Consider the following 22,885-nt stretch of genomic DNA (forward strand, 5'->3'; position numbering starts at 1 on the left):
AACTACAACTCCTTCTGGCAAAGCGGAAAGCCAAGTTCTTCACGGGCCTGGTAATAACTTTGAGCACAGGCTTTGGCAAGTGTTCGGACACGTAAAATATAGCGCTGACGTTCGGTGACCGAAATAGCATGACGCGCATCTAGCAGATTAAATGCATGGGAAGCTTTCATAACCTGCTCGTAAGCCGGTAGAGGAAGATTAGCTTCAATAAGCTTATTGCTCATCGCTTCACACTCATCAAACGTGGTAAATAAAAAATCGACGCTGGCATACTCAAAGTTGTATTTAGATTGCTCGACTTCGTTTTGATGAAAAACATCGCCATACGTTACCTTACCCATTGGGCCGTCGGTCCAGACCAGGTCGTAAATAGAGTCGACGCCCTGGATGTACATGGCCAAACGTTCTAAACCATAGGTAATTTCACCCGTAACCGGCTTACACTCAATACCGCCTACTTGCTGAAAATAAGTAAACTGAGTGACTTCCATGCCATTTAACCAAACTTCCCAACCTAAGCCCCAGGCGCCTAATGTAGGTGACTCCCAGTTATCTTCGACAAAGCGGATGTCATGGACTAACGGATCAAAGCCCAGCTCTTTTAAAGAGCCTAAATACAACTCCTGAATATTATCCGGAGAAGGCTTCATCATGACCTGAAACTGATAATACTGTTGTAACCGGTTTGGATTTTCACCATAACGACCATCGGTAGGGCGGCGGCATGGCTGAACATAAGCGCTGTTAATAGGTTCTGGTCCTAACGAGCGAAGAAAGGTCATGGGGTGGAAGGTACCGGCGCCAACTTCCATATCCAGTGGCTGGATAATGACGCAGCCTTGACGGGCCCAGTAGTCTTGTAGGGCCAGGATAAACCCCTGAAAGGTTTTAATATCGTATTTATGCATACAATCGCTGCTTCGTTTTTAACTATTCAAAGGTGGCATAGTATACAATTTGTCTGGCACAGTATGTAGGGCTAAAGCGCCAAATGCGTATTAAATCAACATCAAAATGCGAGATTACGGCATGAGTGAACCAATAAAGCGATGCGCGTGGGTTACTGCGGATCCTGTTTATCAGCAATATCATGACACTGTTTGGGGGAGACCTGAAACCGACAGCCAAAGGCTGTTTGAAAAACTGTGTTTAGACGGACAACAGGCAGGATTGTCATGGCTAACTATTTTAAAAAAACAAGCTAACTATGAAGCCGCTTTTTTCAACTTTGAACCTGCCCGTATTATCAAGATGACTCAACAGGATATTGACCGGCAAATGCAAAACCCCGGTATTATTCGAAATAAGCTTAAAATCGAAAGTATCATCAAAAATGCGCATGGGTTTATGAAAATTGAGCAGCAACAGTCTTTTGCCCAATTTTTGTGGCAGTTTACCAAGGGTAAAACTCAGATAAATCACTGGGTAAAGGCAGAAGAGGTGCCGGTAAGTAGCCCTGAATCAAAGGCTATGGCAAAAGCGTTGAAAGGGTATGGGTTTACCTTTGTAGGCGAAACTATCTGTTATGCCTTTATGCAGGCGGTGGGAATGGTCATGGACCACCAGACAGACTGTTATTGCTATACAGCAGCCTGTCAGGAGGCAATAGATTAATCAGGCAATGCTTTGACAATACGCCTTGATATCGGGTAGTTCAGCAACGACTTTCGTTTCATACTCGGCTTCAATTTCTTCGCGAGCCAGATCCTGGCGCCGTTTTTCAGGTTTTGGCAACTTATTACGTTCTTCCAAAATAGCAAAGCCATTGACCTGGGCGAACAGGGTATGAATATTTGGAAATTTTTTCGCAAAATTAGGCGGTGACTCTAAAGGTAGTGCATTTAATAAATGTACAATTCGGATAGTGCCTTCAGACAAATCACATTGTTGTTGCTCCATCGCCTTGGCAATAACAACAATACTTTCGGTAATCGAATGGGTACGCTTATTGCGCGCAGCGGTATGGCGGTGAGTTTGCTGTTTTAACATATACAACAAACGGCCCGCATATACGCCTAACGCCAGTATTATGACTATCGCTATTATAATCACGATGGTCGTGGTCATGAATAGTCCTCTTTATTTTTTAAAATCATCCATCTTTATCGCATCAAGATTCGCAAGTGGGTCAGTGTCTTCCTCGTGGTCTTCATCGGGATCTATCCCTAAAAGTTCACAAAGAGTACGATGCCTCGACATTTTTTCATCCATATACCGCTGTTCAGCTTTGGTTATGGTTTGGCCTTCATCAGCCTTGTCCAGTAACAGCATTAATTTACTATCGGCCTCAATAGCGGCCAGCTCTTCAGCAGGCGTAGCGTAGGTCGGTGTATTTGCCTCTTTGGTTAGTGAGACAGGTTTTTTACTACCATGACGAGGGTCGTTATTGATATTACGCTGACCTGATGATGCAGCAACTTGCTCCTGGGCGTTACGGGTACCTGATGGTTTACCTTTGCCTTTCTTTTTACCTTGTGGAACAAGGACGCGTGGTTTTCTGTCAGGATCTTTTCTTACCCCGATTTGACCGACTTTTCTGGTTTTCTTGCTTCGAGACGACATAGTTGCTCTTTTGATACCTTGAATTAGTAAGGCATAGTATAACTTTGCTTGTGCATTAATACGACATCGGCGCTAACAAGTTGCCAATGATAATCATATTTACGCCCAATATAGTAGAAAGTTTCATCATTAAAAAACTTACATGGGTCAGATTGTTTTTATAGTTCAAAGAACAACGTGCTTTACACTCCTTACCCACTTTGTTCTGAAACGCAGCCACCCTGAATTATTGAACATCTGTCTAGACAATTCAGACCGATTTTAGGCGAGCGAAAATCTTCAACGACCTCAGTACAAACCATTACCTTATAAATTTGCTGAAGCACTTGAGGTTAAAGACAGATAGAAAAGGCTATAAACCTGCATATGAGAATCGTTTTTCCACAGTATATTTGTCATCAGAGATGTGAAGTTGCAACCACACTTATAGCCTGTAACAAGCGGAGGTAAGTTTTTACAGACCTGCTTTTCAAAAGTGGACTTTCAGGTAGAAAAGAGGGTATATCCGTAGCTAATACAGTAGGCGGATTAAAATAATCTCGAGGGCCATCGTAAGGGTAAAACAAAGTGTTGGTTGTGCGCTAAAGAGGGCGCATTGATGTTTGACGGTTATAATAGGGTAGCCGGTAGGCCAGAAAAGAAAAAAGGTGATGGCTTGCGCCATCACCTTGATGTTTCAGTGTCGTATGACACTTCTCCCGTTTTGCACCCCTTGTGCTACATTGGCTTCCTAGCCGAAATTGCTCTACTTTTTATTGTTTTTCACAGAGCCTGCATTGTTGTTTAAGGTCTTCCTGACACTTTATCCGATCATCCGTATGCTTATTATTATTGTTTTATGTTTTAGGCCGCCAGAAGCGGTTTCCAAAACTAGATGTGTAGCTTACACGAAAAAAAACAGAATACAACACCCTGGTTAACACTAAATTAACACTTCAGGGTTGATTTAGTGTAATCCGGCCAGGTAGTCAGCCAATACCTGCATTTCATCATTGGTCAGTTTCATGGCTATGTCTCGCATCATGCCATTCATATCGTTATGACGTTGGCCAGACTGAAACGCTTGTAACTGAGCCACAATATACTCAGGGTGTTGACCACTGATATCAGGAAAACCCGCTAACTGCATGCCATTGCCACGGGGGCCATGGCATGCAATACATGCGGTCAACCCACGCTCCAGATCGCCCCCCCGGTATAATGCCTGACCAGGTTCAATTGCAGCTTCGGTGGTGGTACCTGACATCGGCTTTTGCTCGGCAAAATACGCTGACAAATCTTGCATGTCTTGCTCTGATAAAGGGGCCGCCATACCATTCATTACTGGATTGTTACGGCCTTCTTCACCGCCGGTTGTGGCGGCAAGTTTAAATTCTTTAAGCTGCTTCACCAGGTAATTTTCATGCTGGCCAGACAGTTTTGGGTTTATTGGAATTGCACTATTACCATCGGGCCCGTGACAGGCCGCACACACCGCAGATTTTTCTTTGCCAGCCTGCGCATCACCTTGAGCAAGCGCGGTGGCAGCTAAACCAAAAGATAAACACACCGTTAAACACAGTTTTTTCATAAGTTAACTTCCGTAAAGGATCCAGCGGTACGGCTGGTATACGTGGTATTATTGTTATTAAGCACAATTAATGCATCGTAAGATCTAAACCCATAGTAAAACGATGCTTTAAAAATGTACAATCTTGTACACACAATTTTTTGATTATAATCCAGCAGTATAGACGGAACAGACCCTCATGACGTATTACACCAATGCAAAGTTTAGCACCAGCGCCCCCGATATCCGTCATCTTGATGGCGACGAAGGTATTGAAGTTGCGTTTGCCGGGCGTTCAAATGCCGGCAAATCCAGTGCTCTTAACACGCTAGCGCGTCAGAAAAACCTGGCGCGCACGAGTAAAACTCCGGGCCGCACACAGCTTATTAATGTATTTGAACTTGAAGAAGGGCGGCGCTTAATCGATTTACCCGGTTATGGTTTTGCTCAGGTCCCTATTGCAATGAAAAAAAAGTGGCAGCAGGCATTAGGTGAGTACCTGCAAAAACGAAAAAGCTTGAAAGGGTTGGTAGTACTGATGGATATTCGCCATCCTTTTAAAGATTTAGACCAGGACCTTATTTACTGGGCGGTAGAAGCCGGTATTCCGGTATTGGCTTTACTTACTAAGTCAGACAAACTGAAGTCGGGTAAACGTAAAGCGCAATTAATGATGGCTCAGGAAGCGGCACTGGCCTTTATGGGTGATGTAACAGTACAAACATTCTCGTCTCATAACAGACAAGGCTTGCCCGAATTAGAAAAAATGTTGGATAAGTGGTTTCATCGAATTCAGGAAGGGTAACGTTAGCTCAAAAAAAATCCCCATCACAGAGGATGGGGACAAAGACTGAGAGAAAACACATTCAAACTATAGATATAGAGTCACCACCAGGCAGATAGTTCCATTGATGCTTGAAAAAAACTAAAAAAATAAAAATATCTTTTTATACGGGGTGTTGCGCTTTCAGTAGCACCCGCCTTGTTAAATTTCAGACATAAAAAAACCCCAGCATAATCATGCTGGGGTCAAAGCAAAGGTTTGAAAACAGCTTTCTCACCTCTGTACCCTACACACAGAAGATTAACGTATCAGGTACAATAAAAGCAAGCTGTTTGTGTAATTTTATTACCAAATTAGCGCCGAAAGCCCCACTTCAGTAACCATTTTGTAATAATGTTACTAACCAGGTTAGTGGGCTTCGTCCCAGTTTTTGCCGGTGCCGGCTTCTACCACTAAAGGAACCGACAGCACGGCAGCATTTTCCATCAACGCTACAATTTTAGTTGTTGCTTCGTCTAAAACCGACTCTTTTATTTCAAACACCAACTCATCGTGTACCTGCATCATCATATAAATGTCATCATTGTTCAGGCTGGTTATCCATTCATCTACCTGCAACATGGCTTTTTTAATAATATCAGCCGCAGTACCCTGCATGGGCGCATTAATAGCAGCACGTTCTGCGCCTTTACGGCGAGCCCCATTGCTGGCTTTTATATCAGGCAAATACAACCGGCGGCCAAATACAGTTTCAACATAGCCTTTGTCTGTGGCAAGCTTTCGTGTGTCATCCATATATTGTAGTACGCCAGGGTAACGTTCAAAGTACAAATCCATATATTGCTGCGCTTCATGCCGCGGTATGTTCAACTGGCGTGATAACCCAAAAGCTGACATGCCATAAATCAAACCAAAGTTGATGGCTTTTGCACTGCGGCGTTGTTCAGAAGTAACCTCATCCAAAGACAAATCAAAGACTTCAGCTGCGGTAGCCTGGTGAATATCTTTACCCTGCGAAAATGCACTTAACAAACCTTCGTCTTGTGACAAGTGCGCCATAATGCGAAGTTCGATTTGAGAATAATCGGCCGCGACAATTTTATATCCATCCCGAGGGACAAAAGCCTGCCTGACCCGGCGGCCTTCTTCGTTACGAATAGGAATGTTTTGCAGGTTCGGATCGGTTGAAGACAACCGGCCGGTGGCCGTTACCGCCTGATGATAAGAGGTATGCACCCGCCCGGTTCGATGATTGATCATTTTAGGTAATTTATCGGTGTAGGTGCTTTTTAATTTGCTCATACCCCGGTATTCCATAATCATTTTAGGAATGGGGTAATCCAGGGCCAACTCTTGTAATACTTCTTCAGAGGTAGAAGGAGCGCCTTTGGGGGTTTTTTTAATAATCGGCAGCTCTAATTTCTCGAACAATATTTTCTGAAGCTGCTTGGTTGAACCTAAATTAAATGTTTCGCCCGCTTCTTCGTGAACCTCTTTTTCAAGCTCATCGATACGCTTGGCTAAATCCTGACTGTGCTGTGCTAAACGCTGACTGTCGATAAACACGCCCAGTTGCTCCATACGCGATAATACGCTGGCAAGAGGGACTTCTATATCTAACAAAATAGAGGCAAGCTTTTCATCGTCTTTAAGTTTGTTCCATAGCACTTCATGTAAGCGAAAGGTGATGTCAGCATCTTCGGCCGCGTAGGGGGCTGCTTCGGACAAATCGATTTGGTTAAATGTGAGTTGTTTGGCACCTTTACCGGCAATATCTTCAAAGTGAATAGTCTGATGGTTAAGGTACGCCAATGCCAGAGAGTCCATATCGTGGCGCGACGCAGTGCTGTTCAGAACATACGACTCCAGCATGGTGTCAAATGCTATACCGGCCAAATGAATATCATAATTCGCCAATACATTTTTATCGTATTTAAGATGCTGACCGACCTTTTTAATCTTTTCGTCTTCAAGTAACGGCTTTAGTTGAGACAGTACCCAGTCACGGTCTAGCTGATCAGGCGCATCGGGATAGTCATGAGCTACGGGAACATAGGCGGCTTCACCGGCGGCAATACAAAAAGACACACCGACCAGTTCAGCTTCCATATATTTTAAGCTGGTGGTTTCGGTATCAAAGGCAATAAGCGCTGCGGTGGATAGTTTTTCAAGCCACTGCGAAAAAGTAGATTTGTCATAGATTGTGACATACCCGCTACGGTCAATTTCCATAACAGGGGTTTTATCCTGGCTAGTTTGTTCGTGCGACTGCTGTGCCGCGTCTTTTGATGAAACCTCACTATGCCAGCGTTTGAACTCATACTCGGCAAACAAAGTTTGTAATTGTGAATTGTCGGGATCGGTGGGCGTAAGGGTTTTAGGTGCAAATTCAAGCGGAACATCACATTTAATGGTGGCCAGCTCATAGGACAAGCGCGCCTGCTCTTCATGTTCCTGCATTTTCGTGGCCATCGACTTACTGCCACGAAAGCCCAGCTCAGCAATTTTATCAAGATTTTGATAAATTGCTTCAATACCGCCAATTCCGTTAAGTAACGCCTGGGCGCTTTTATCGCCCACGCCCGGTACACCGGGGATATTGTCAACTTTGTCGCCCTTTAGTGCTAAAAAGTCGATGATCAGCTCAGGTGGAACGCCAAACTTCTCTTTAACTCCATCGACGTCCATTAGCTGGTTGGTCATGGTGTTAATCAACGTGACATGTTTATTGACCAGTTGGGCCATGTCTTTATCACCGGTACTGATTAAGCAATCAATGCCTTGTTCGGTCGCCTGGGCGGCTAACGTACCAATAACATCATCTGCCTCAACCCCGTCTTCTATAATTATAGGCAACCCCATTGCCCGTATTATCTGGTGCAGGGGCTTAATCTGGCTACCTAACTCATCAGGCATTGACGGACGGTTTGCTTTGTATTCTTTATAAATGTCGTCGCGAAAGGTTTTTCCTTTGGCATCAAAGACCACAGCGATATGGCTAGGGTTGTATTGTCTTATCAGGCTGCGCAGCATATTGATCACACCGTAGATCGCGCCCGTATCCTGTCCTTTAGAATTGGTTAACGGCGGCAATCCGTGAAAGGCGCGAAATAAATAGGATGATCCATCTACCAGGATAAAAGGTGACTGTTGAGTATTAGACATAGACCCATTTTTTGTGTCGAAAGTTATTATGGCAAGGATGCCACAGGCTAGGGCCGATCGCTACTTAGCATTACAATCAAAAGTTATTGTTGATCTGTGGATAACTTTGTGATCATTGTTTTTCAGGATCACAAGAACGGATCTTGGATTAACGGTGATCATTCTGGGAAGGCCAGAAAAATAAAGGGATTCAGAATAGTTTTTAAGATATTGACTTGCGTTGATTAACGTATCAAAAAATGTGGATAAGTTAGTGGTTATGTTAACGCAGCGCTTAGGCCATCGCCAAAACGGTAGAGTAATGTAGCATACCGAAATTGAAATACTAAAGCGTTATCTCAGAACTTTTTCTTTGTGAGTTGTTTGTTTTTTAATCTAAAATGATATAAGCCTGTAAGCAGGCTAAGGAGAGCAGGATGAAGAATGTAGCAGTGATTCTAAGCGGTTGTGGTGTTTTTGATGGCAGCGAAATTTATGAAACTGTTATTACGCTATTATCTATTCGCCAGCAAGGCGCACAGTACCAGTGTTTTGCTCCCGATAAAGACCAATTGCACGTTATCAATCATTTAACCGGAGAAACTGACGATACTCACTCACGCAATGTTTTGGTAGAGTCAGCCCGCATTGCCCGGGGCGAGATTAAACCGGTAACCGAGTGCAAACCTGAGGATTTTGATGCATTAATTTTGCCTGGCGGTTTTGGGGCTGCAAAAAACTTATGTACCTTTGCCGTAGAAGGGGCTAACAGCCAACCTGATGCGCAGGTTCTGAAAGTATGCAAAGCATTCGCGCAAGCAAAAAAACCAGCGGGTTATGCCTGTATCGCCCCCGCACTGGCTGCCTCGGTGTATGGAAATAAAACAAATATGACCATCGGCAATGACTCTGACGCTGCCGAAGGTATCAACAAACTGGGTGCACAACACGTCAACAGCCCGGTAGATGAAATTGTCATCGACAGCGAAGCTCGACTTGTTACCACGCCTGCCTATATGCTGGCAGATGATATTTTGCAGGCCCAGGCGGGCTTGTCAAAGATGGTCGAAACGGTATTGGCTATGGACTAATTGAGACAATGGGCGAAAGAACCTTTTCCTTTCGCCCGGTTCCTCGCATAATAAGGCCGATACTTGCAATATAATGCCAGTATGTGTTGAACATCTACTAATAAAAACAAGGCTTAATGGAACATGCACTACCGTGCGATAGTACGAATACTGGGATTACTTGTAACGCTGTTTAGTGTCACCATGGTTCCGCCAGCGCTTATTTCTTTAATTTACCAGGACGGTAGCGGCCTGCCATTTATTCTGGCCTTTATTCTTTGTGTTCTTACCGGTTCGGCAATGTGGTATTCCAATCGTGAACATCGTCAGGAACTACGCGCCAAAGAAGGCTTTTTAATTGTTGCGCTATTCTGGACCGTACTGGCTAGCTTTGGTGCCATTCCTTTTATTTTGCTCGAACAACCCAGCATGAGTGTGACCGATGCTTTCTTTGAAGCCTTTTCGGGTTTAACCACCACCGGCGCCACGGTCATTGAGGGTATCGAATTTTTACCTCATTCTATTCAGTTTTATCGTCAACAGCTTCAGTGGCTGGGTGGTATGGGGATCATTGTACTGGCTGTGGCCATATTGCCATTACTGGGGGTAGGGGGCATGCAGTTGTACCGTGCTGAAACACCTGGCCCGGTCAAAGACTCAAAGATGACGCCCCGTATTGCCGATACCGCAAAACACCTGTGGTATATTTATCTGTCATTAACTATTGCGTGTATGGTGGCTTACTGGCTAGCGGGCATGAGCTGGTTTGATGCTATTTGCCATTCATTTTCTACTATCGCTATTGGCGGATTTTCAACCCACGATGCCAGCCTGGGCTACTTTAACAGCCCGATGATTAATGTTATTTGCTCGGTATTTTTGCTTATTGCTGCCCTGAACTTTTCGTTGCATTATGCCGCGGTCAGTTCCGGGTCATTAAAAAATTATGGGAAAGATCCCGAATTCAAAGCATTTTTTACAATACAAGCATCACTTATTTTGCTGTGCTTTTTAGTCTTGGTGCTTACCGGTTATTACAGTACCGCAGAAGAAGCCCTTGATCAGGCCATGATACAGGCCGTTTCTATTAGTACCACAGCAGGTTTTGCGACCACAGATTTTGCCGCCTGGCCTACGTTTTTGCCTATCATTCTTATCTTTGCCAGCTTTATCGGCGGATGTGCCGGGTCTACCGGCGGAGGATTAAAGGTAATCCGGGTTTTTCTACTGTTTTTGCAAGGGCGACGCGAAATAGACCGGTTAATACATCCTAAAGCGGTTTATGCGGTAAAGCTTGGTGAACGCGCTATGCCTGACCGGGTAGTGGAAGCTGTGTGGGGGTTTTTCTCGGCTTACGCGGTAGTCTTTGTTGTAATAATGATAGGCATGATAGCCACCGGCCTGGACAATATTTCTGCTTTTACTGCTACCGCTGCCACTCTGAATAACCTTGGACCCGGACTCGGCAGTGTGGCGGCCACCTACGCTGAAGTCAGCGATCCGGGCAAATGGTTACTGGTAATAGCAATGTTATTTGGCCGGCTTGAAGTATTCTCTTTGCTGGTGCTGTTTTCGCCCACTTTTTGGCGTAGCTAACCTCTATCTATCCAAAGAAAAAGGCGCTGGGTTGGAATATTTTTTCTACATCACTGATGTATTTTTTATCAACCAAAAACAGAATAACATGGTCGTTGGCCTCGATGACCGTGTCGCTATGAGCAATAATAACCTGATCGTCACGAACCACGGCGCCAATGGTGGTGCCCGGCGGTAACTTAATATTGCCAATTTCCCGTCCCACTACTTTTGACGTATTTTCATCACCGTGGGCTATGGCTTCAATAGCCTCGGCGGCGCCCCGGCGCAGTGAGTAAACATTAACAATATCGCCTCGCCTGATGTGGGTCAGTAGCGCAGAAATAGTGGCTTGTTGAGGTGAAAAAGCAATGTCGATTTCACCCCCTTGCACCAGGTCTACATAGGCGCCCCGCTGAATTAATACCATCGCCTTTTGTGCGCCCATACGCTTTGCCAGCATGGCCGACATAATGTTGGCTTCATCATCGTTGGTAACAGCGATAAACGCATCTACCCGATCAATACTTTCTTCAGACAATAATTCGGGGTCAGAGGCATCGCCACAAAACACAATGGTTTTATCAAGATGGGCAGACAAATAATTAGCCCGGTCACGATGATATTCAATCAGCTTAACATTGTGGTTGTGTTCAAGACGCTTGGCCAGACCTGCGCCAATTAAACCTCCACCGGCAATCATAATGCGTTTATAGCTAGACTCCAGCTTTTGCAGCTCACTCATTACTGCCCGAATGTGCTTTGTTGCCGCAATAAAAAACACTTCGTCGTCAGCTTCGATAACGGTGGTGCCCAAAGGGCGAATGGGACGGCCCCGGCGGTAAATCGCCGCTACGCGGGTTTCTACATTAGGCATATGATCTTTAAGGGCCGACAAAGCATGGCCAACCAACAGGCCGCCATAGTAAGCCTTAACGGCTACCAAACTGGCTTTTCCTTCAGCAAATTCTACCACCTGTAAAGCGCCGGGATAGTCAATAAGACGCTTGATAGATTGAGTAACAAGCTGTTCAGGGGCAATGATATGGTCAACAGGAATATCCTGCTGTTTATACAGTTGCTCCTGATAAATAATATATTGTTCAGAACGAACCCGGGCAATTTTGGTAGGTGTTTTAAACAGGCTGTATGCTACCTGACACGCAAGCATGTTGCTTTCGTCACTGTTCGTTACAGCAATCAGCATATCGGCGTCTTCAGCTCCTGCCTTTTTTAATACATCAGGGTGCGAACCTACGCCTACAACAACCTGTAAATCTAAGCGGTCCTGTATTGCTCGTAAGCGCGACTGATCAGAATCAATCACGGTAATTTCATTTTTTTCACCGACCAGATTTTCAGCCAGTGTGCCACCTACCTGGCCTGCACCAAGAATGATAATTTTCATGTAATTGGGTTGTTCGCTCTTTGTGCGTTAATGGGTTTGTTGCGACTTTATCAGTCTGCAATAGTAGAAACCATCCATTTGTTGCTCGCCCGGCAAAATTTGCCGTCCTGGTGAATCGCAAGTTTCTGAATTGGTGATTGGCGCTAAGCTGGCGTCGGTATGGCGGCCTAAAAACGCTCGCATTTGCTGAGTATTTTCTGCATTAAGTACCGAGCAGGTAGCGTATAGAAAAGTACCGCCGGGTTTCAAAGTAGGCCATAGCGCATCTAAAATGGTGGCCTGTAACAACACAAGCTGCCCGATATCTTCTTTATTGCGCAGCCAGCGAATGTCAGGATGGCGGCGAATTACGCCGGTGGCCGAGCAGGGGGCATCAAGTAATATACGGTCAAAAGCCTGACCGTCCCACCAGGTTTCTGGCTGACTGGCATCGCCTTGCTGAATGGTCACACTATGTTGCAAGCGCTCCATATTTTCATTCACACGCGCCAAACGCTGGGCGTCAAAATCAAGAGCCAGTAAATGCGTTAATTTTGGCTGAAGTTCTAATATATGGCCGGTTTTTCCGCCCGGTGCAGCGCAGCAATCTAAAATACGTTCATTCGCTTCCGGTTGTAGATACAAAGCGGCTAACTGAGCGGCGCCATCTTGTACGGCAAACCAGCCATCTTCAAACCCAGGGAGACCCGGAATATCAGTGCGAGTCTGCAAAATCAAGGCATCAGGATGGCTATCGCAAGCCGTCGCTTTAATATTGTTTTTCTGAAGCTCACAAAGGAAGTTTTCACGACTTATTTTAAGGCGATTTACCCGCAGCCAGATAGGTGCCACCGTATTCATAGCTTGGGTGATGGTCTGATGTTGCTCTGGGTAGTCGGTCATCAGCATTTTATACAGCCACTTTGGTAAACCTGCCTGAATACGAGGGTCTTCAGAACGCTGCTGGCTGAGTTCCTGGCGCTGAAAATTGCGTAGCACCGCATTTACCAGTCCTTTTAAACCCGGAGCCTTTAATGCTGAAGTAGCTGCTACTGTCTCGGCTACCGCGGCATGGGCAGACACGCGGCTAAACGCCAGTTGATAAAGTCCTAGCATGATCAAATGCTCAATAACTTTTTTGTTGCCTTTTAAAGGTTTATCTAACAGTTGTCGCATCCATAACTGCAGTTGGGGTAACTGACGTAAGACCCCCATAGACATTTCCTGCAACCAGGCCCGGTCTTTAGCCGCGTGACGTTGTTGCGCGGTGTTTAAGCAGTCGCGTGACGATTTGCCATTTTCAAGAATTTGGAAAACTACCCACGCGGCATCAGCGCGCAGGTTGGGGTGTTTTGGTGCCGGGATATTCATGCTTCTGTGGGCTCGCCAATAGGCTGGCCCGGTACAAACCACTGGGGCCTGGCATTAATTACATCTGCCGCGGGTAAAGGTTTTTTCCCAGGGATCTGCAATACAGTAATTTGTAATTGGCCCTTACCGGTGGCCACCACAATGCCGTTTTTATCGGCGCGTACCACAGAGCCGGCAACCATGTCAGTGGACTCATTAAGTACCGTGGCCGCCCATACTTTGACATTATCTGACCCCAACGTTACCCAGGCAACGGGCCATGGGTTAAATGCGCGAATGTTACGCTCTAATTGCACTGCCGATTCACGCCAATTAATTTGAGCTTCTTCTTTGGAAAGTTTTTTGGCATAGGTGGCCTGATGGTCATCCTGAACCGTCGCTGATAAGGAGTCGATAGTATCAAGTACTTTTACCAGAGCTTTAGGTCCAAGCTGGGCCAACCGCTGATACAAAGTGGCACTGGTCTCGGTTGCTTCAATTTCAAGCTGTTCGGTGAGTAGCATTGCACCGGTATCAAGCCCTTCATCCATTTGCATGATGGTTACACCAGTATGGGTATCGCCGGCCCAGATGGCCCGCTGAATGGGCGCAGCCCCCCGCCACTTAGGCAGCAGTGAGCCATGTACATTAATGCAGCCGAGTCGGGGCATGGCTAAAACCGCTGATGGTAAGATTAATCCGTAGGCAACTACCACCATGATATCCGCTTCAATGTGGGCCAATTGTGTTTGGGCTGCTTCGTCTTTTAACGAAGCGGGCTGATATACGGGTATTTCGTGATCCTGAGCCAGTTGTTTAACCGAGCTTGGCGTCAGCTTTTTACCACGGCCGGCACGGCGATCAGGTTGGGTGTACACTGCCACTACATGATGTTCAGAGTTTAACAACGCCTGAAGATGGTCTGCGGCAAAATCCGGAGTACCGGCAAAAATAATACGAAGAGTGTTGGCCACAATTTACCTTATGCCCGGGCTGCAAGCCGAGCGTCTTTTTCCAACTTTTTACGAATACGCTGGCGCTTAAGCGGTGACAGGTAATCAACAAACAATTTGCCTTTCAGGTGGTCAAGCTCATGCTGAACACAGATAGCCAGCAGGCCTTCTGCTTCCAGTTCAAACTGCTCGCCGTCGGCATCTAACGCCTTAACCCGGATATGTTCGGCGCGCTCTACCTTGGCATAATTATTCGGTACCGATAAACACCCTTCTTCGCTGATGGTCGAACCATCACGCTCGGTAATTTCGGGGTTAATAAATACCCGTGGCTGGTTTTGGTCTTCAGAAACATCCATTACGACAACCTGCACGTGGCGGTCGACCTGGGTAGCGGCTAAGCCAATGCCTTTTTCGTCGCGCATCGTTTCGAACATGTCTGAGATCAGCTGTTTAATTTCATCGTCTACCGCCGCGACTGGCTTTGCTACGGTGCGCAGCCGTTCGTCGGGGAAACGTAATACGTCTAATATCGCCATCTGTCGTTATTACACTCTCTCGCTGTATGAATTAATATACTATCCAACTACCAGCATTCTTTACACTGGAGGAATGCGGACTATTCTACCGTATAACCATTATACGTGCAGTTTTTTATCCCGTAGCTGAAAATCTGTCGGTATTAGCCGATATAGAGGCTAAGTATGAAATTTCAACAATGATGAAGGTGAAAAGAATGATACATCGCATCCCCAATAAAGCGATGAAGCAAGTATTGCGAGCTTGGCTACTGGCTGTATTTTTCTTGCCGGCGGCATTTGTACAGGCAGCAGTTACATTAAAAGAAAGTGCCCCACAAACTTATACCGTTAAAAAAGACGATACTTTGTGGGATATTGCTAATATCTTTTTAGACAAGCCCTGGTTGTGGCCTCAGTTATGGCGCACCAATACTCAAATTGTTAACCCGCACTTAATTTATCCAGGCGATGTACTGCGTCTTCGTATGGTAGACGGGCAACCCGTATTAGAGCTGGCGCATGAAAAAAGACGTCTGACCCTGGGACCTTCTACGGTCAGACAAACCAAAGCGGCCCCTATTAATACGTTGCCGTGGTCGGCCATTGCCCCTTACGTAAATCAAAATGAAATTGTAGATCTGAACAAATATCAAACTTTGCCGCATCTGCTGGGCAATCAAAGCGGGGATATCCGTTTTACCAGTGAAGATTTAGTGTTAAGCCGCAGTTATGGCCGGCCTTCAGATCAGTATCGTGTCGTGCGAAAACAATCTACTATCACCGACCTGTCAGGTGAAGTCCTGGGCATTCAGATTCACCATATTGCTAATGCAAAAATGATAGAGAGCAATATCGCGACTCAATGGCTGGTGAAAGTAGATGAGTCTAATTTAGAAGCCCGACGCGGTGACAGACTGTATCCAGGAGAATTCAGCGCCACAGAAGACATGGTGTTACAAGCTGCCTCTGAACAGCGCGGTCATGTAGTAGGTAACCTGCACCAACACCAGTTATTAGGCAAAAACGATGTTGTTATTCTGGATTTGGGCAATAGCAAGGTGTCACCGGGCACGGTGATGGGGTTGTACTCACAAGGGCCCGATATTATTGATGGCGATGAACCAAAGTACGCCAGTGAAGCCAATGCCATTCGCAGTGTCTTTAAAGACGGCTCTACGGTCACTCAGCCAGCGCTAAAAATTGGCGAGCTGGTCATTTTTAAAACCTTCGACAAAGCAAGCTACGGCATTATTACGCGGGCCAGAGCATTAGTGAAAAACGGTGATATTGTCGCCAATCCTTAATCTCAACACGCCAACACTGCCGTTGTTTCAAGGCGGCAGTGTAATGCAAAGCAAATCTTTCACTTTATCGTCTGCGCGTCCCGATAATTCCGTTGACGTGTGTCTTGCTTTAAGCAGTGTGGCAGGCGTCGGTGCTCGGCAGTGGCATCAGTTATGCGCGCGTTTTAATACAACATTCGCATGTTTGGCCAACGGGCCTACCGACAATATGGATGAGACCACCGCACACAAACTAACTCAGGCTCTCAGCCGTCAACAATTGTCCAAAGTCGAGGCCAGTCTGAACTGGGCTGCTGCTAATCCTTCACACCATTTAATTCCTTATACCAGCGACCTATACCCGCCGCTATTACGTCATTTATCCGATGCCCCATTAATTTTATTTGTGAAAGGCAATACTCAGCGAATTGCTGAGGTTCAGTTGGCTATGGTAGGCAGTCGTAATGCTACGCGCCCCGGACTTAATACCACTTGGCGACTGGCTAATGAACTGGCCCAGGCAGGGTTGACCATCACCAGCGGCCTGGCCACAGGTGTTGACGGGTATGCTCATAAAGGTGGATTACAAGCCGAAGGTAAAACTGTTGCAGTCACAGGTACCGGGCCTGATATTATTTACCCACGTCGCCATCAACAATTAGAACAAGACATTATTAATAGTGGAGGAGCGGTTGTTTCTGAGTTTTGGCCGGGCACTGGCGCCAGGGCCGGGCACTTTCCCCGGCGCAACCGACTCATTGCTGCAATGACTTTGGCAACACTGGTGGTTGAAGCAAAAATACGCAGCGGCACCTTGATTACCGCAAATTTGGCCGCAGATATGGGGCGCGATGTATTTGTGGTTCCTGGTAGTATTGATAATCCGCTAACCCAGGGGTGCCATCATCTGATTCAACAGGGGGCTGCATTGATAACCTGCGCACAAGATGTGTTAAATGAGCTTCCCGTTCAAATACGAAGAAGCCATGTTGATGCGGCCGGGCAAAGCGAAAAAAGTAACGGAGAAAACTTGGCAACCGATAAATTATTAGCTAGTGTGGATTATGATGTCACCAATGTGGACATTATTACCGAGCGCAGCAAACTGCCAGTTTCAGACGTTCTGGCATCTTTATTACACTATGAGTTGCGTGGTCTGGTAGCTGCGGTTCCTGGTGGCTATATCAAGTTGAGGGGGAAATAACATGTTCGACATCCTCATGTATCTTTTTGAAAATTTTATTCATAGCGAAACCGAAATTCGCGTCGACCAGGATGAGCTTACCGAAGAGTTGGTCCGTGCCGGCTTTCACCACGACGAGATTTACAAGGCTTTGGCATGGCTTGAAAAGCTAGCCGCACTTCAAGAAACAGATATTAAACCCTATTTTAGCAGGGGCATTAATTCAAGCCTGAGTCGTATTTATACTCATGAAGAACAAATGCGCCTGGACGTAGAATGCCGCGGCTTTTTACTCTTTTTAGAACAAGTTTCGGTGCTGGATGCTACAACTCGTGAAATGGTTATCGACAGAGTCATGGAGATTGATTCGACCGAATTTTGTCTTGAAGATTTAAAGTGGGTGGTACTGATGGTGCTGTTTAATGTTCCGGGCAAAGAAAATGCCTACGCACAAATGGAAGACTTGCTGTTTGATGAGTCTGATGGTGTTTTGCATTAAACCAACCGTATGAGGGTAAACCAAACCTAAATGTCTAAAATTGACCCGTCTTTATTTAATGCCTCTGGTCAGGATTCACAAACGTGTCCCGAATGTGGTAGCACTCTGCATATACGTAATAGCAAGACAGGTCCTTTTATTGGTTGTTCAACCTATCCAGCCTGTACTTTTAGCAAACCTTTGCAAGACAACCAAACTACCGTTCTTAAAGAAATTAATGGTACTGAGTGTCCGCTTTGTCAAAATGTTTTGGCAATAAAGAAAGGACGTTTTGGTATGTTTATCGGCTGTACTAATTTTCCTGACTGTCAGCACATTGAGCCAATTAAAGAACAAGAAGATACTCAGTTTTTGTGCCCGCAGTGTAAAACAGGACATATCATTGAAAGAACCAACAAATACGGTAAACAATTTTTTGCCTGTGATAATTATCCCAAATGCCGTTATGTGTTAAATTCTCAGCCTGTTGTAGGGCCTTGCCCTGAATGCGGCTGGCAGTTGCTTATTCAAAAGAAAGACAAATTGTGTTGCCCTCAGCCAGCCTGTGACTATAAGCAAGACCAACCTGACTGAGAAACTCATGCAAGACAATACCTCTACAGACCCTATTGCAAACGCATTCACAAGTGGCCAGTTGTTGGTTTACCCAACTGAAGCTGTGATGGGCCTTGGCTGTGACCCCGACAACGAAGACGCGGTCGGGCAACTGTTGAAGTTAAAGCAGCGGCCGGCAGCCAAGGGTCTTATATTGTTGGCTGACAATTACTCGCGTTTATTGCCGTATGTTAATGACAATGCTATTGGGCAGGATCGCCGCTATGCTATTTTTTCCAGCTGGCCAGACGGTATAACCTGGTTATTGCCAAAATCATCTTCTGCCCCTGTCTGGATTACAGGCAGTCATTCAAAGATAGCCGTTAGAGTAACCTCGCACCCGGTGGTTAAACATTTATGCGAAAAATTCGGTAAACCGCTGGTTTCAACCAGTGCTAATCCGGCTGGGGCAAACCCTGCGTTGACTACCGCTCAGGCGCAGGCTTATTTTGGTGACACAGTAACTTATATTCCTGGTGAGGTGGCGGGGCAGGCTCGTCCCAGCTCTATTCGTGACGGTGAAAGCGGACAAATAATACGAGAGTAATATGAGTAAGATTTCTAATTCTGATGCCATCGCCCAGGTAAAAAAGTATCTTCTGTCCTTGCAAGACAATATTTGTCGAACGTTAGAACAGGTAGATGGTGAAGGCCAGTTTAAGCCAGATGAATGGCAACGTGAACAGGGCGGCGGCGGTCGCTCAAGGGTATTAAAGAACGGTGCGGTTATCGAGCAGGGTGGGGTTAATTTTTCACACGTGCACGGTGACGCAATGCCTGCATCAGCAACGGCTTCTCGACCAGAGCTGGCGGGACGTAGTTTTCAGGCGATGGGCGTTTCGCTGGTTATTCATCCGCACAACCCTTATGTGCCTACTTCACATGCCAATGTTCGCTTTTTCATTGCTGAAAAACCTGGCGAAGAGCCTATATGGTGGTTTGGTGGCGGGTTTGATTTAACCCCATTTTATCCTTTTGAAGAAGATGTGCAGCATTGGCACAATGTTGCAAAGAAAGTCTGCCAACCCTATGGCAGTTCGGTTTATTCAGATTACAAAAAGTGGTGTGATAATTATTTTTACCTTAAACACCGTGACGAAACCCGTGGCGTCGGTGGTCTTTTTTTTGATGACTTGAACGAATGGGGCTTTAAACCCAGCTTTACCTTTATGCAGGCAGTAGGCAACGGTTTTTTAGATGCGTATGTCCCTATAGTAAAAAAACGAAAAAATACTTCTTATGGTGAACGCGAAAGAGATTTTCAGCTTTATCGGCGTGGGCGGTATGTAGAATTTAATCTGGTTTGGGATCGAGGTACCTTATTCGGATTGCAAACCGGAGGGCGCACTGAGTCGATATTAATGTCTATGCCGCCATTGGCTCGGTGGGAATACGGCTTTGAACCCGCGCAGGGAAGTCCTGAGGCACAATTGTCGCAATGGCTCAAACCCCGACAGTGGTAATGAAGAGCCTGCTCTCTTAGCAATCTATGTTAAATGCGGGTGGACAGGGTCTATACAAAGCAAACGGTCTGTTTAACTTTGTTCCGGGTGATTAATCATATGTTCAGCCAAATCATCTAACGCTGCCAGTAAGCGATTTGCCAGCGCCAGATTGGATACATGCTGATACATGGCTTTTTTCATACAATACATCCACTGGGCCTTGAGGGCAGGGGTCACCGTAAAAGGTAAATGACGCGCACGTAGCCTGGGGTGTCCATGCTGCTTTTCAAATTCATTAGGCCCGCCCATCCACATCATAAGATAAAGAAAGAACACGTGACGAATGCGGTCGAGGGGTTGCGGGTGTAGCGCCAGTAATTCCGCTGCTATAGCATCAGTACTCATAATGTCATAAAAACTGTTGGCGATAGCCTTGATTGTAGGTTCACCTCCGATAGCCTCAAAAGGCATCCGTGCCCCTTTGATGGGTTTATTTTTATTTCGACGAAAAAAGTGTAAAAAGCTCATGAACAAATTTGCTGTATTTGGAAACCCTATTGCACATAGTCTATCACCGACTATTCACCAAATGTTCGCTGAACAATGCGGTATAACGATTAGCTATGAAAAAAAGTGCGCTCCTCTGGACAACTTTGACGGCTGCTTAGAGCGTTTTTTCTCCGACTCTCAAGCTATAGGATGCAACATCACTGTACCTTTTAAGGGCGACGCAGTCCGGTTTGCTGACAAACTGGATGACGCCGCTGCGCTTGCTCAAGCGGTGAATACGTTACATCGTCAGGGTGACAACTCATTTCGTGGGTACAATACAGACGGATTAGGGCTGGTGGCCGATTTAAATAATCAGGGTGTTGAGTTAAAAAATAAATCAGTCTTGTTAATCGGAGCAGGGGGCGCCGCACGCGGTGTGGTAAACCCGTTATTAGATGCGGGACTTAAAAAACTATCGATTACCAACCGTACCATCGAAAAAGCGCAAAAAATTGTTGCTGCCGTGGATGACAACCGGTTCGGTGTACTCGATAGGGCGGCCCTGGATGGATACAAAGCTGATATTATCATTAATACAACCTCAGCCAGTTTGACCAATGAGCTGCCAGAAGTAACTGACATCATATTTGACCAGAGCGAGCTTGCCTACGACATGGTATACGCAGCACAGCCTACCGTATTTATGAAGTATGCAAGGCAACAGGGAACTTTGCATACCGCGGACGGTTTGGGCATGCTGGTTGAGCAAGCCGCGGCGGCCTTTACTATATGGACATCTATGCACCCAAAATCCGGACCCGTCATAGAGACCTTACGAAAACAGTTAGAATGACGGTAACTGTTCCAGATATTCGTTTTTCAGATCAACATAGTTTTGGGCCGATTGACTAAGAAAAGCTATTTCACTTTCTTTAAGAGGGCGCTTCTTAACCATAGGGTTACCAACATACAAATAACCACTTTCAAGACGTTTATTCGGGGGGACTAAAGTACCCGCCCCTATAAATACGTCGTCCTCTACGACAACACCGTCCATAACAATTGCGCCCATCCCCACCAGAATGCGGTTACCAAGCTTACAGCCATGCAGCATACACTTGTGCCCTACGGTTACATCATCGCCAATAATAAGCGGAAAACCATCAGGATTAGCATGGGTGCCACGTGAAACATGTAATACTGAACCATCCTGAATATTGGTACGCTTGCCAATCTGAATATAATTAACATCGCCCCGGCCTGCCACCAAAGGCCAGATACTGGCGTCGGCTGCCAGCGTCACATTTCCTACTATGACAGCAGACTCATCAACGTAACAACCAGACTCAATGTCAGGGGTTGTATTTTTATAAGCACGTAAGGTCATCTTATCTCCAAAAACTGACTTCCTGTACAGGTTAAATCAAATGCCAGTTTATTTATATTAGTTTGACACGAAGTAGTCGGGTGAACATTAAAGGAAAAATTATGAAGGAACAAATCGCTAATTTCAGAGAATTGAATAGCCTTGCGGGGCAGTGCGCAAACCAAGGGTGTTTTTTCTTAAGCTATGTCACCGGTAAAGCTTAAGATGCTTTGGTTATGGATGCGGGCAATACTCCTGACATGTTTCAAAACAACGACCATCTATTGCCTTTCAATCGTTTGTGGATGGTCTGGGGGGATAAAACCCCCAGTATTTTATCATCTTGCTAACTACCAGGAGGGAAGTAAATTTGCCGATTTGTAAATATACGGAAATGATCGAACGAGTTATCTTCTTTGTAGGTGTGCCCTTAGGCATTATTTGTCAGTACGCAAGAACAGAAAGGGTAGCAGACAACAATATCGCGGTTATTGTTATGGGCAGCTATCCTAGTTTTATATATGTGCTAGGGCTATTGGTACTTTATCGACGAGCCACCTTTACGTTAAATATGCAACACGTTGCAACATTGGCTGGTGGCGCAATTACTTATGAAGTAAGTCAGTTGGTGATAGCCGGAACATTCGACTATTATGATCTTATCGCTATTATGCTTGGCGCTATGCCCGTTGTAATAGCCATACATTATAGCAAATACGGACACCCGGCTCCGATAGCGACCAGAATATAGTCGTTTTGCCGTCTTTATGAGCAAAAAAACATTAAAAGCAAAGTGTTTTCAAATAAGGGTTGACCTTGCGTCAGAAATCTCTAGAATGCGCCTCCGCTTCGACAGGAAAACATAATAACTTTTCTAGAGAAGCTAGTTGTTACTTACCGTATAGCTGAGTAACAGCAAGGGTTTCAAGAAAACTTCTTTTCATTTTAAATGAAAAAGAGATTGACAAAAAAACCTTGAGGCGTAAGATGCTCGCCTTACTTCAGACGCTTTGCAAAGCAAACTTCTGAGGCCGTTTTCGACCTTCAAGCGCTTTTAGAAAAAACTTTCAAAAAGATGTTGACGCAGAAAACGAAACGCGTAGAATGCGCATCCCGCTTCGGGGAGAA

General features: G+C 45.6%; 23 protein-coding genes. 12 read left to right on the forward strand and 11 right to left on the reverse strand.

Features of this window, described 5'->3' with window-relative positions; genetic code table 11:
* Window positions 1-2 precede the first annotated feature (2 nt).
* Window positions 3-908: a glycine--tRNA ligase subunit alpha gene (gene glyQ / locus JK130_RS07505; RefSeq protein ID WP_218353702.1), complete on the reverse strand. Its 906-nt coding sequence runs from the start codon at window positions 906-908 to the stop codon at window positions 3-5.
* A gap of 121 nt (window positions 909-1,029) precedes the next feature.
* On the opposite strand from glyQ, the gene JK130_RS07510 reads away from it, so the two are divergent.
* Window positions 1,030-1,614, forward strand: coding sequence for a DNA-3-methyladenine glycosylase I (locus JK130_RS07510; RefSeq protein ID WP_218353703.1), 585 nt, complete (start codon window positions 1,030-1,032; stop codon window positions 1,612-1,614).
* Here JK130_RS07510 and JK130_RS07515 read toward each other — a convergent pair whose 3' ends face one another.
* The 3 genes from JK130_RS07515 to JK130_RS07525 all read right to left on the reverse strand — a co-directional run bounded on the left by JK130_RS07515 (window position 1,615) and on the right by JK130_RS07525 (window position 4,132).
* Entirely contained in the window at window positions 1,615-2,067 is a 453-nt protein-coding gene (locus JK130_RS07515) for a DUF2489 domain-containing protein (RefSeq protein ID WP_218353704.1), read from the reverse strand.
* Between the two features lie 12 nt (window positions 2,068-2,079).
* The gene (gene yihI, locus JK130_RS07520; RefSeq protein WP_218353705.1) at window positions 2,080-2,562 is read right to left on the reverse strand and encodes a Der GTPase-activating protein YihI; all 483 of its coding nucleotides are present in this window, start codon (window positions 2,560-2,562) and stop codon (window positions 2,080-2,082) included.
* A gap of 946 nt (window positions 2,563-3,508) precedes the next feature.
* The gene (locus tag JK130_RS07525; protein ID WP_218353706.1) at window positions 3,509-4,132 is read right to left on the reverse strand and encodes a c-type cytochrome; all 624 of its coding nucleotides are present in this window, start codon (window positions 4,130-4,132) and stop codon (window positions 3,509-3,511) included.
* A gap of 178 nt (window positions 4,133-4,310) precedes the next feature.
* On the opposite strand from JK130_RS07525, the gene yihA reads away from it, so the two are divergent.
* Window positions 4,311-4,916, forward strand: a complete 606-nt coding sequence (yihA, locus tag JK130_RS07530) for a ribosome biogenesis GTP-binding protein YihA/YsxC (protein ID WP_218353707.1) — start codon at window positions 4,311-4,313, stop codon at window positions 4,914-4,916.
* 387 nt (window positions 4,917-5,303) lie between these two features.
* On the opposite strand, the gene polA is transcribed toward yihA, so the two are convergent.
* A complete protein-coding gene (gene polA, locus JK130_RS07535) occupies window positions 5,304-8,060 on the reverse strand; it encodes a DNA polymerase I (protein WP_218353708.1) in 2,757 nt (918 codons plus the stop codon).
* A 416-nt stretch (window positions 8,061-8,476) separates the two neighbouring features.
* Here polA and elbB point away from each other — a divergent pair, with 416 nt between their 5' ends.
* A complete protein-coding gene (elbB, locus tag JK130_RS07540) occupies window positions 8,477-9,130 on the forward strand; it encodes an isoprenoid biosynthesis glyoxalase ElbB (RefSeq protein WP_218353709.1) in 654 nt (217 codons plus the stop codon).
* Window positions 9,131-9,253: 123 nt separating this feature from the next.
* Window positions 9,254-10,705, forward strand: coding sequence for a TrkH family potassium uptake protein (locus JK130_RS07545; protein ID WP_218353710.1), 1,452 nt, complete (start codon window positions 9,254-9,256; stop codon window positions 10,703-10,705).
* 7 nt (window positions 10,706-10,712) lie between these two features.
* On the opposite strand, the gene trkA is transcribed toward JK130_RS07545, so the two are convergent.
* Genes trkA through def form a run of 4 tightly spaced genes read right to left on the reverse strand, consistent with a single transcriptional unit; the run spans window position 10,713 to window position 14,913 of the window.
* Window positions 10,713-12,092 carry a Trk system potassium transporter TrkA gene (trkA, locus tag JK130_RS07550; protein ID WP_218353711.1) on the reverse strand — a complete coding sequence of 460 codons (1,380 nt, stop codon included), beginning with the start codon at window positions 12,090-12,092 and terminating at the stop codon, window positions 10,713-10,715.
* Window positions 12,093-12,119: 27 nt separating this feature from the next.
* Window positions 12,120-13,442: a 16S rRNA (cytosine(967)-C(5))-methyltransferase RsmB gene (gene rsmB, locus JK130_RS07555; protein WP_218353712.1), complete on the reverse strand. Its 1,323-nt coding sequence runs from the start codon at window positions 13,440-13,442 to the stop codon at window positions 12,120-12,122.
* Window positions 13,439-14,395: a methionyl-tRNA formyltransferase gene (fmt, locus tag JK130_RS07560; RefSeq protein ID WP_218353713.1), complete on the reverse strand. Its 957-nt coding sequence runs from the start codon at window positions 14,393-14,395 to the stop codon at window positions 13,439-13,441. Before fmt ends, rsmB begins: the two co-directional genes overlap by 4 nt.
* 8 nt (window positions 14,396-14,403) lie before the next feature.
* Window positions 14,404-14,913 carry a peptide deformylase gene (def, locus tag JK130_RS07565; protein WP_218353714.1) on the reverse strand — a complete coding sequence of 170 codons (510 nt, stop codon included), beginning with the start codon at window positions 14,911-14,913 and terminating at the stop codon, window positions 14,404-14,406.
* A 197-nt stretch (window positions 14,914-15,110) separates the two neighbouring features.
* Between def and JK130_RS07570 the strand changes: the two genes are divergently transcribed.
* From JK130_RS07570 to hemF, 6 genes are read left to right on the forward strand one after another with little or no spacing between them, the layout of a single operon-like run.
* A complete protein-coding gene (locus JK130_RS07570; protein WP_218353715.1) occupies window positions 15,111-16,199 on the forward strand; it encodes a LysM peptidoglycan-binding domain-containing protein in 1,089 nt (362 codons plus the stop codon).
* 43 nt (window positions 16,200-16,242) lie between these two features.
* Window positions 16,243-17,382 carry a DNA-processing protein DprA gene (dprA, locus tag JK130_RS07575; RefSeq protein WP_218353716.1) on the forward strand — a complete coding sequence of 380 codons (1,140 nt, stop codon included), beginning with the start codon at window positions 16,243-16,245 and terminating at the stop codon, window positions 17,380-17,382.
* Window position 17,383: 1 nt separating this feature from the next.
* Window positions 17,384-17,860 carry a DUF494 family protein gene (locus JK130_RS07580; RefSeq protein ID WP_218353717.1) on the forward strand — a complete coding sequence of 159 codons (477 nt, stop codon included), beginning with the start codon at window positions 17,384-17,386 and terminating at the stop codon, window positions 17,858-17,860.
* Between the two features lie 30 nt (window positions 17,861-17,890).
* On the forward strand, window positions 17,891-18,433 hold the full coding sequence (locus tag JK130_RS07585; protein WP_218353718.1) for a DNA topoisomerase family protein: 543 nt from the start codon (window positions 17,891-17,893) through the stop codon (window positions 18,431-18,433).
* A gap of 7 nt (window positions 18,434-18,440) precedes the next feature.
* Window positions 18,441-19,001 (forward strand): L-threonylcarbamoyladenylate synthase type 1 TsaC, encoded by a 561-nt coding sequence (gene tsaC, locus JK130_RS07590; RefSeq protein WP_218353719.1) that lies wholly within the window; start codon window positions 18,441-18,443, stop codon window positions 18,999-19,001.
* Window position 19,002: 1 nt separating this feature from the next.
* Complete coding sequence (hemF, locus tag JK130_RS07595) at window positions 19,003-19,917, forward strand: oxygen-dependent coproporphyrinogen oxidase (RefSeq protein WP_218353720.1); 915 nt, start codon at window positions 19,003-19,005, stop codon at window positions 19,915-19,917.
* A gap of 72 nt (window positions 19,918-19,989) precedes the next feature.
* On the opposite strand, the gene JK130_RS07600 is transcribed toward hemF, so the two are convergent.
* Window positions 19,990-20,427 carry a globin domain-containing protein gene (locus JK130_RS07600; RefSeq protein WP_218353721.1) on the reverse strand — a complete coding sequence of 146 codons (438 nt, stop codon included), beginning with the start codon at window positions 20,425-20,427 and terminating at the stop codon, window positions 19,990-19,992.
* Here JK130_RS07600 and aroE point away from each other — a divergent pair.
* Window positions 20,426-21,244, forward strand: a complete 819-nt coding sequence (gene aroE / locus JK130_RS07605; RefSeq protein ID WP_218353722.1) for a shikimate dehydrogenase — start codon at window positions 20,426-20,428, stop codon at window positions 21,242-21,244. The two genes, JK130_RS07600 and aroE, sit on opposite strands and share 2 nt — an antisense overlap.
* Here the strand turns inward: aroE and JK130_RS07610 are convergent.
* A complete protein-coding gene (locus JK130_RS07610; RefSeq protein ID WP_218353723.1) occupies window positions 21,236-21,778 on the reverse strand; it encodes a gamma carbonic anhydrase family protein in 543 nt (180 codons plus the stop codon). The two genes, aroE and JK130_RS07610, sit on opposite strands and share 9 nt — an antisense overlap.
* Window positions 21,779-22,151: 373 nt before the next feature.
* Between JK130_RS07610 and JK130_RS07615 the strand changes: the two genes are divergently transcribed.
* On the forward strand, window positions 22,152-22,508 hold the full coding sequence (locus JK130_RS07615; RefSeq protein ID WP_218353724.1) for a hypothetical protein: 357 nt from the start codon (window positions 22,152-22,154) through the stop codon (window positions 22,506-22,508).
* The last annotated feature ends 377 nt before the right edge of the window (window positions 22,509-22,885 follow it).

It is taken from the genome of Alteromonas lipotrueiana (assembly GCF_019249245.1).
GTDB classification, from domain to species: domain Bacteria; phylum Pseudomonadota; class Gammaproteobacteria; order Enterobacterales; family Alteromonadaceae; genus Alteromonas; species Alteromonas lipotrueiana.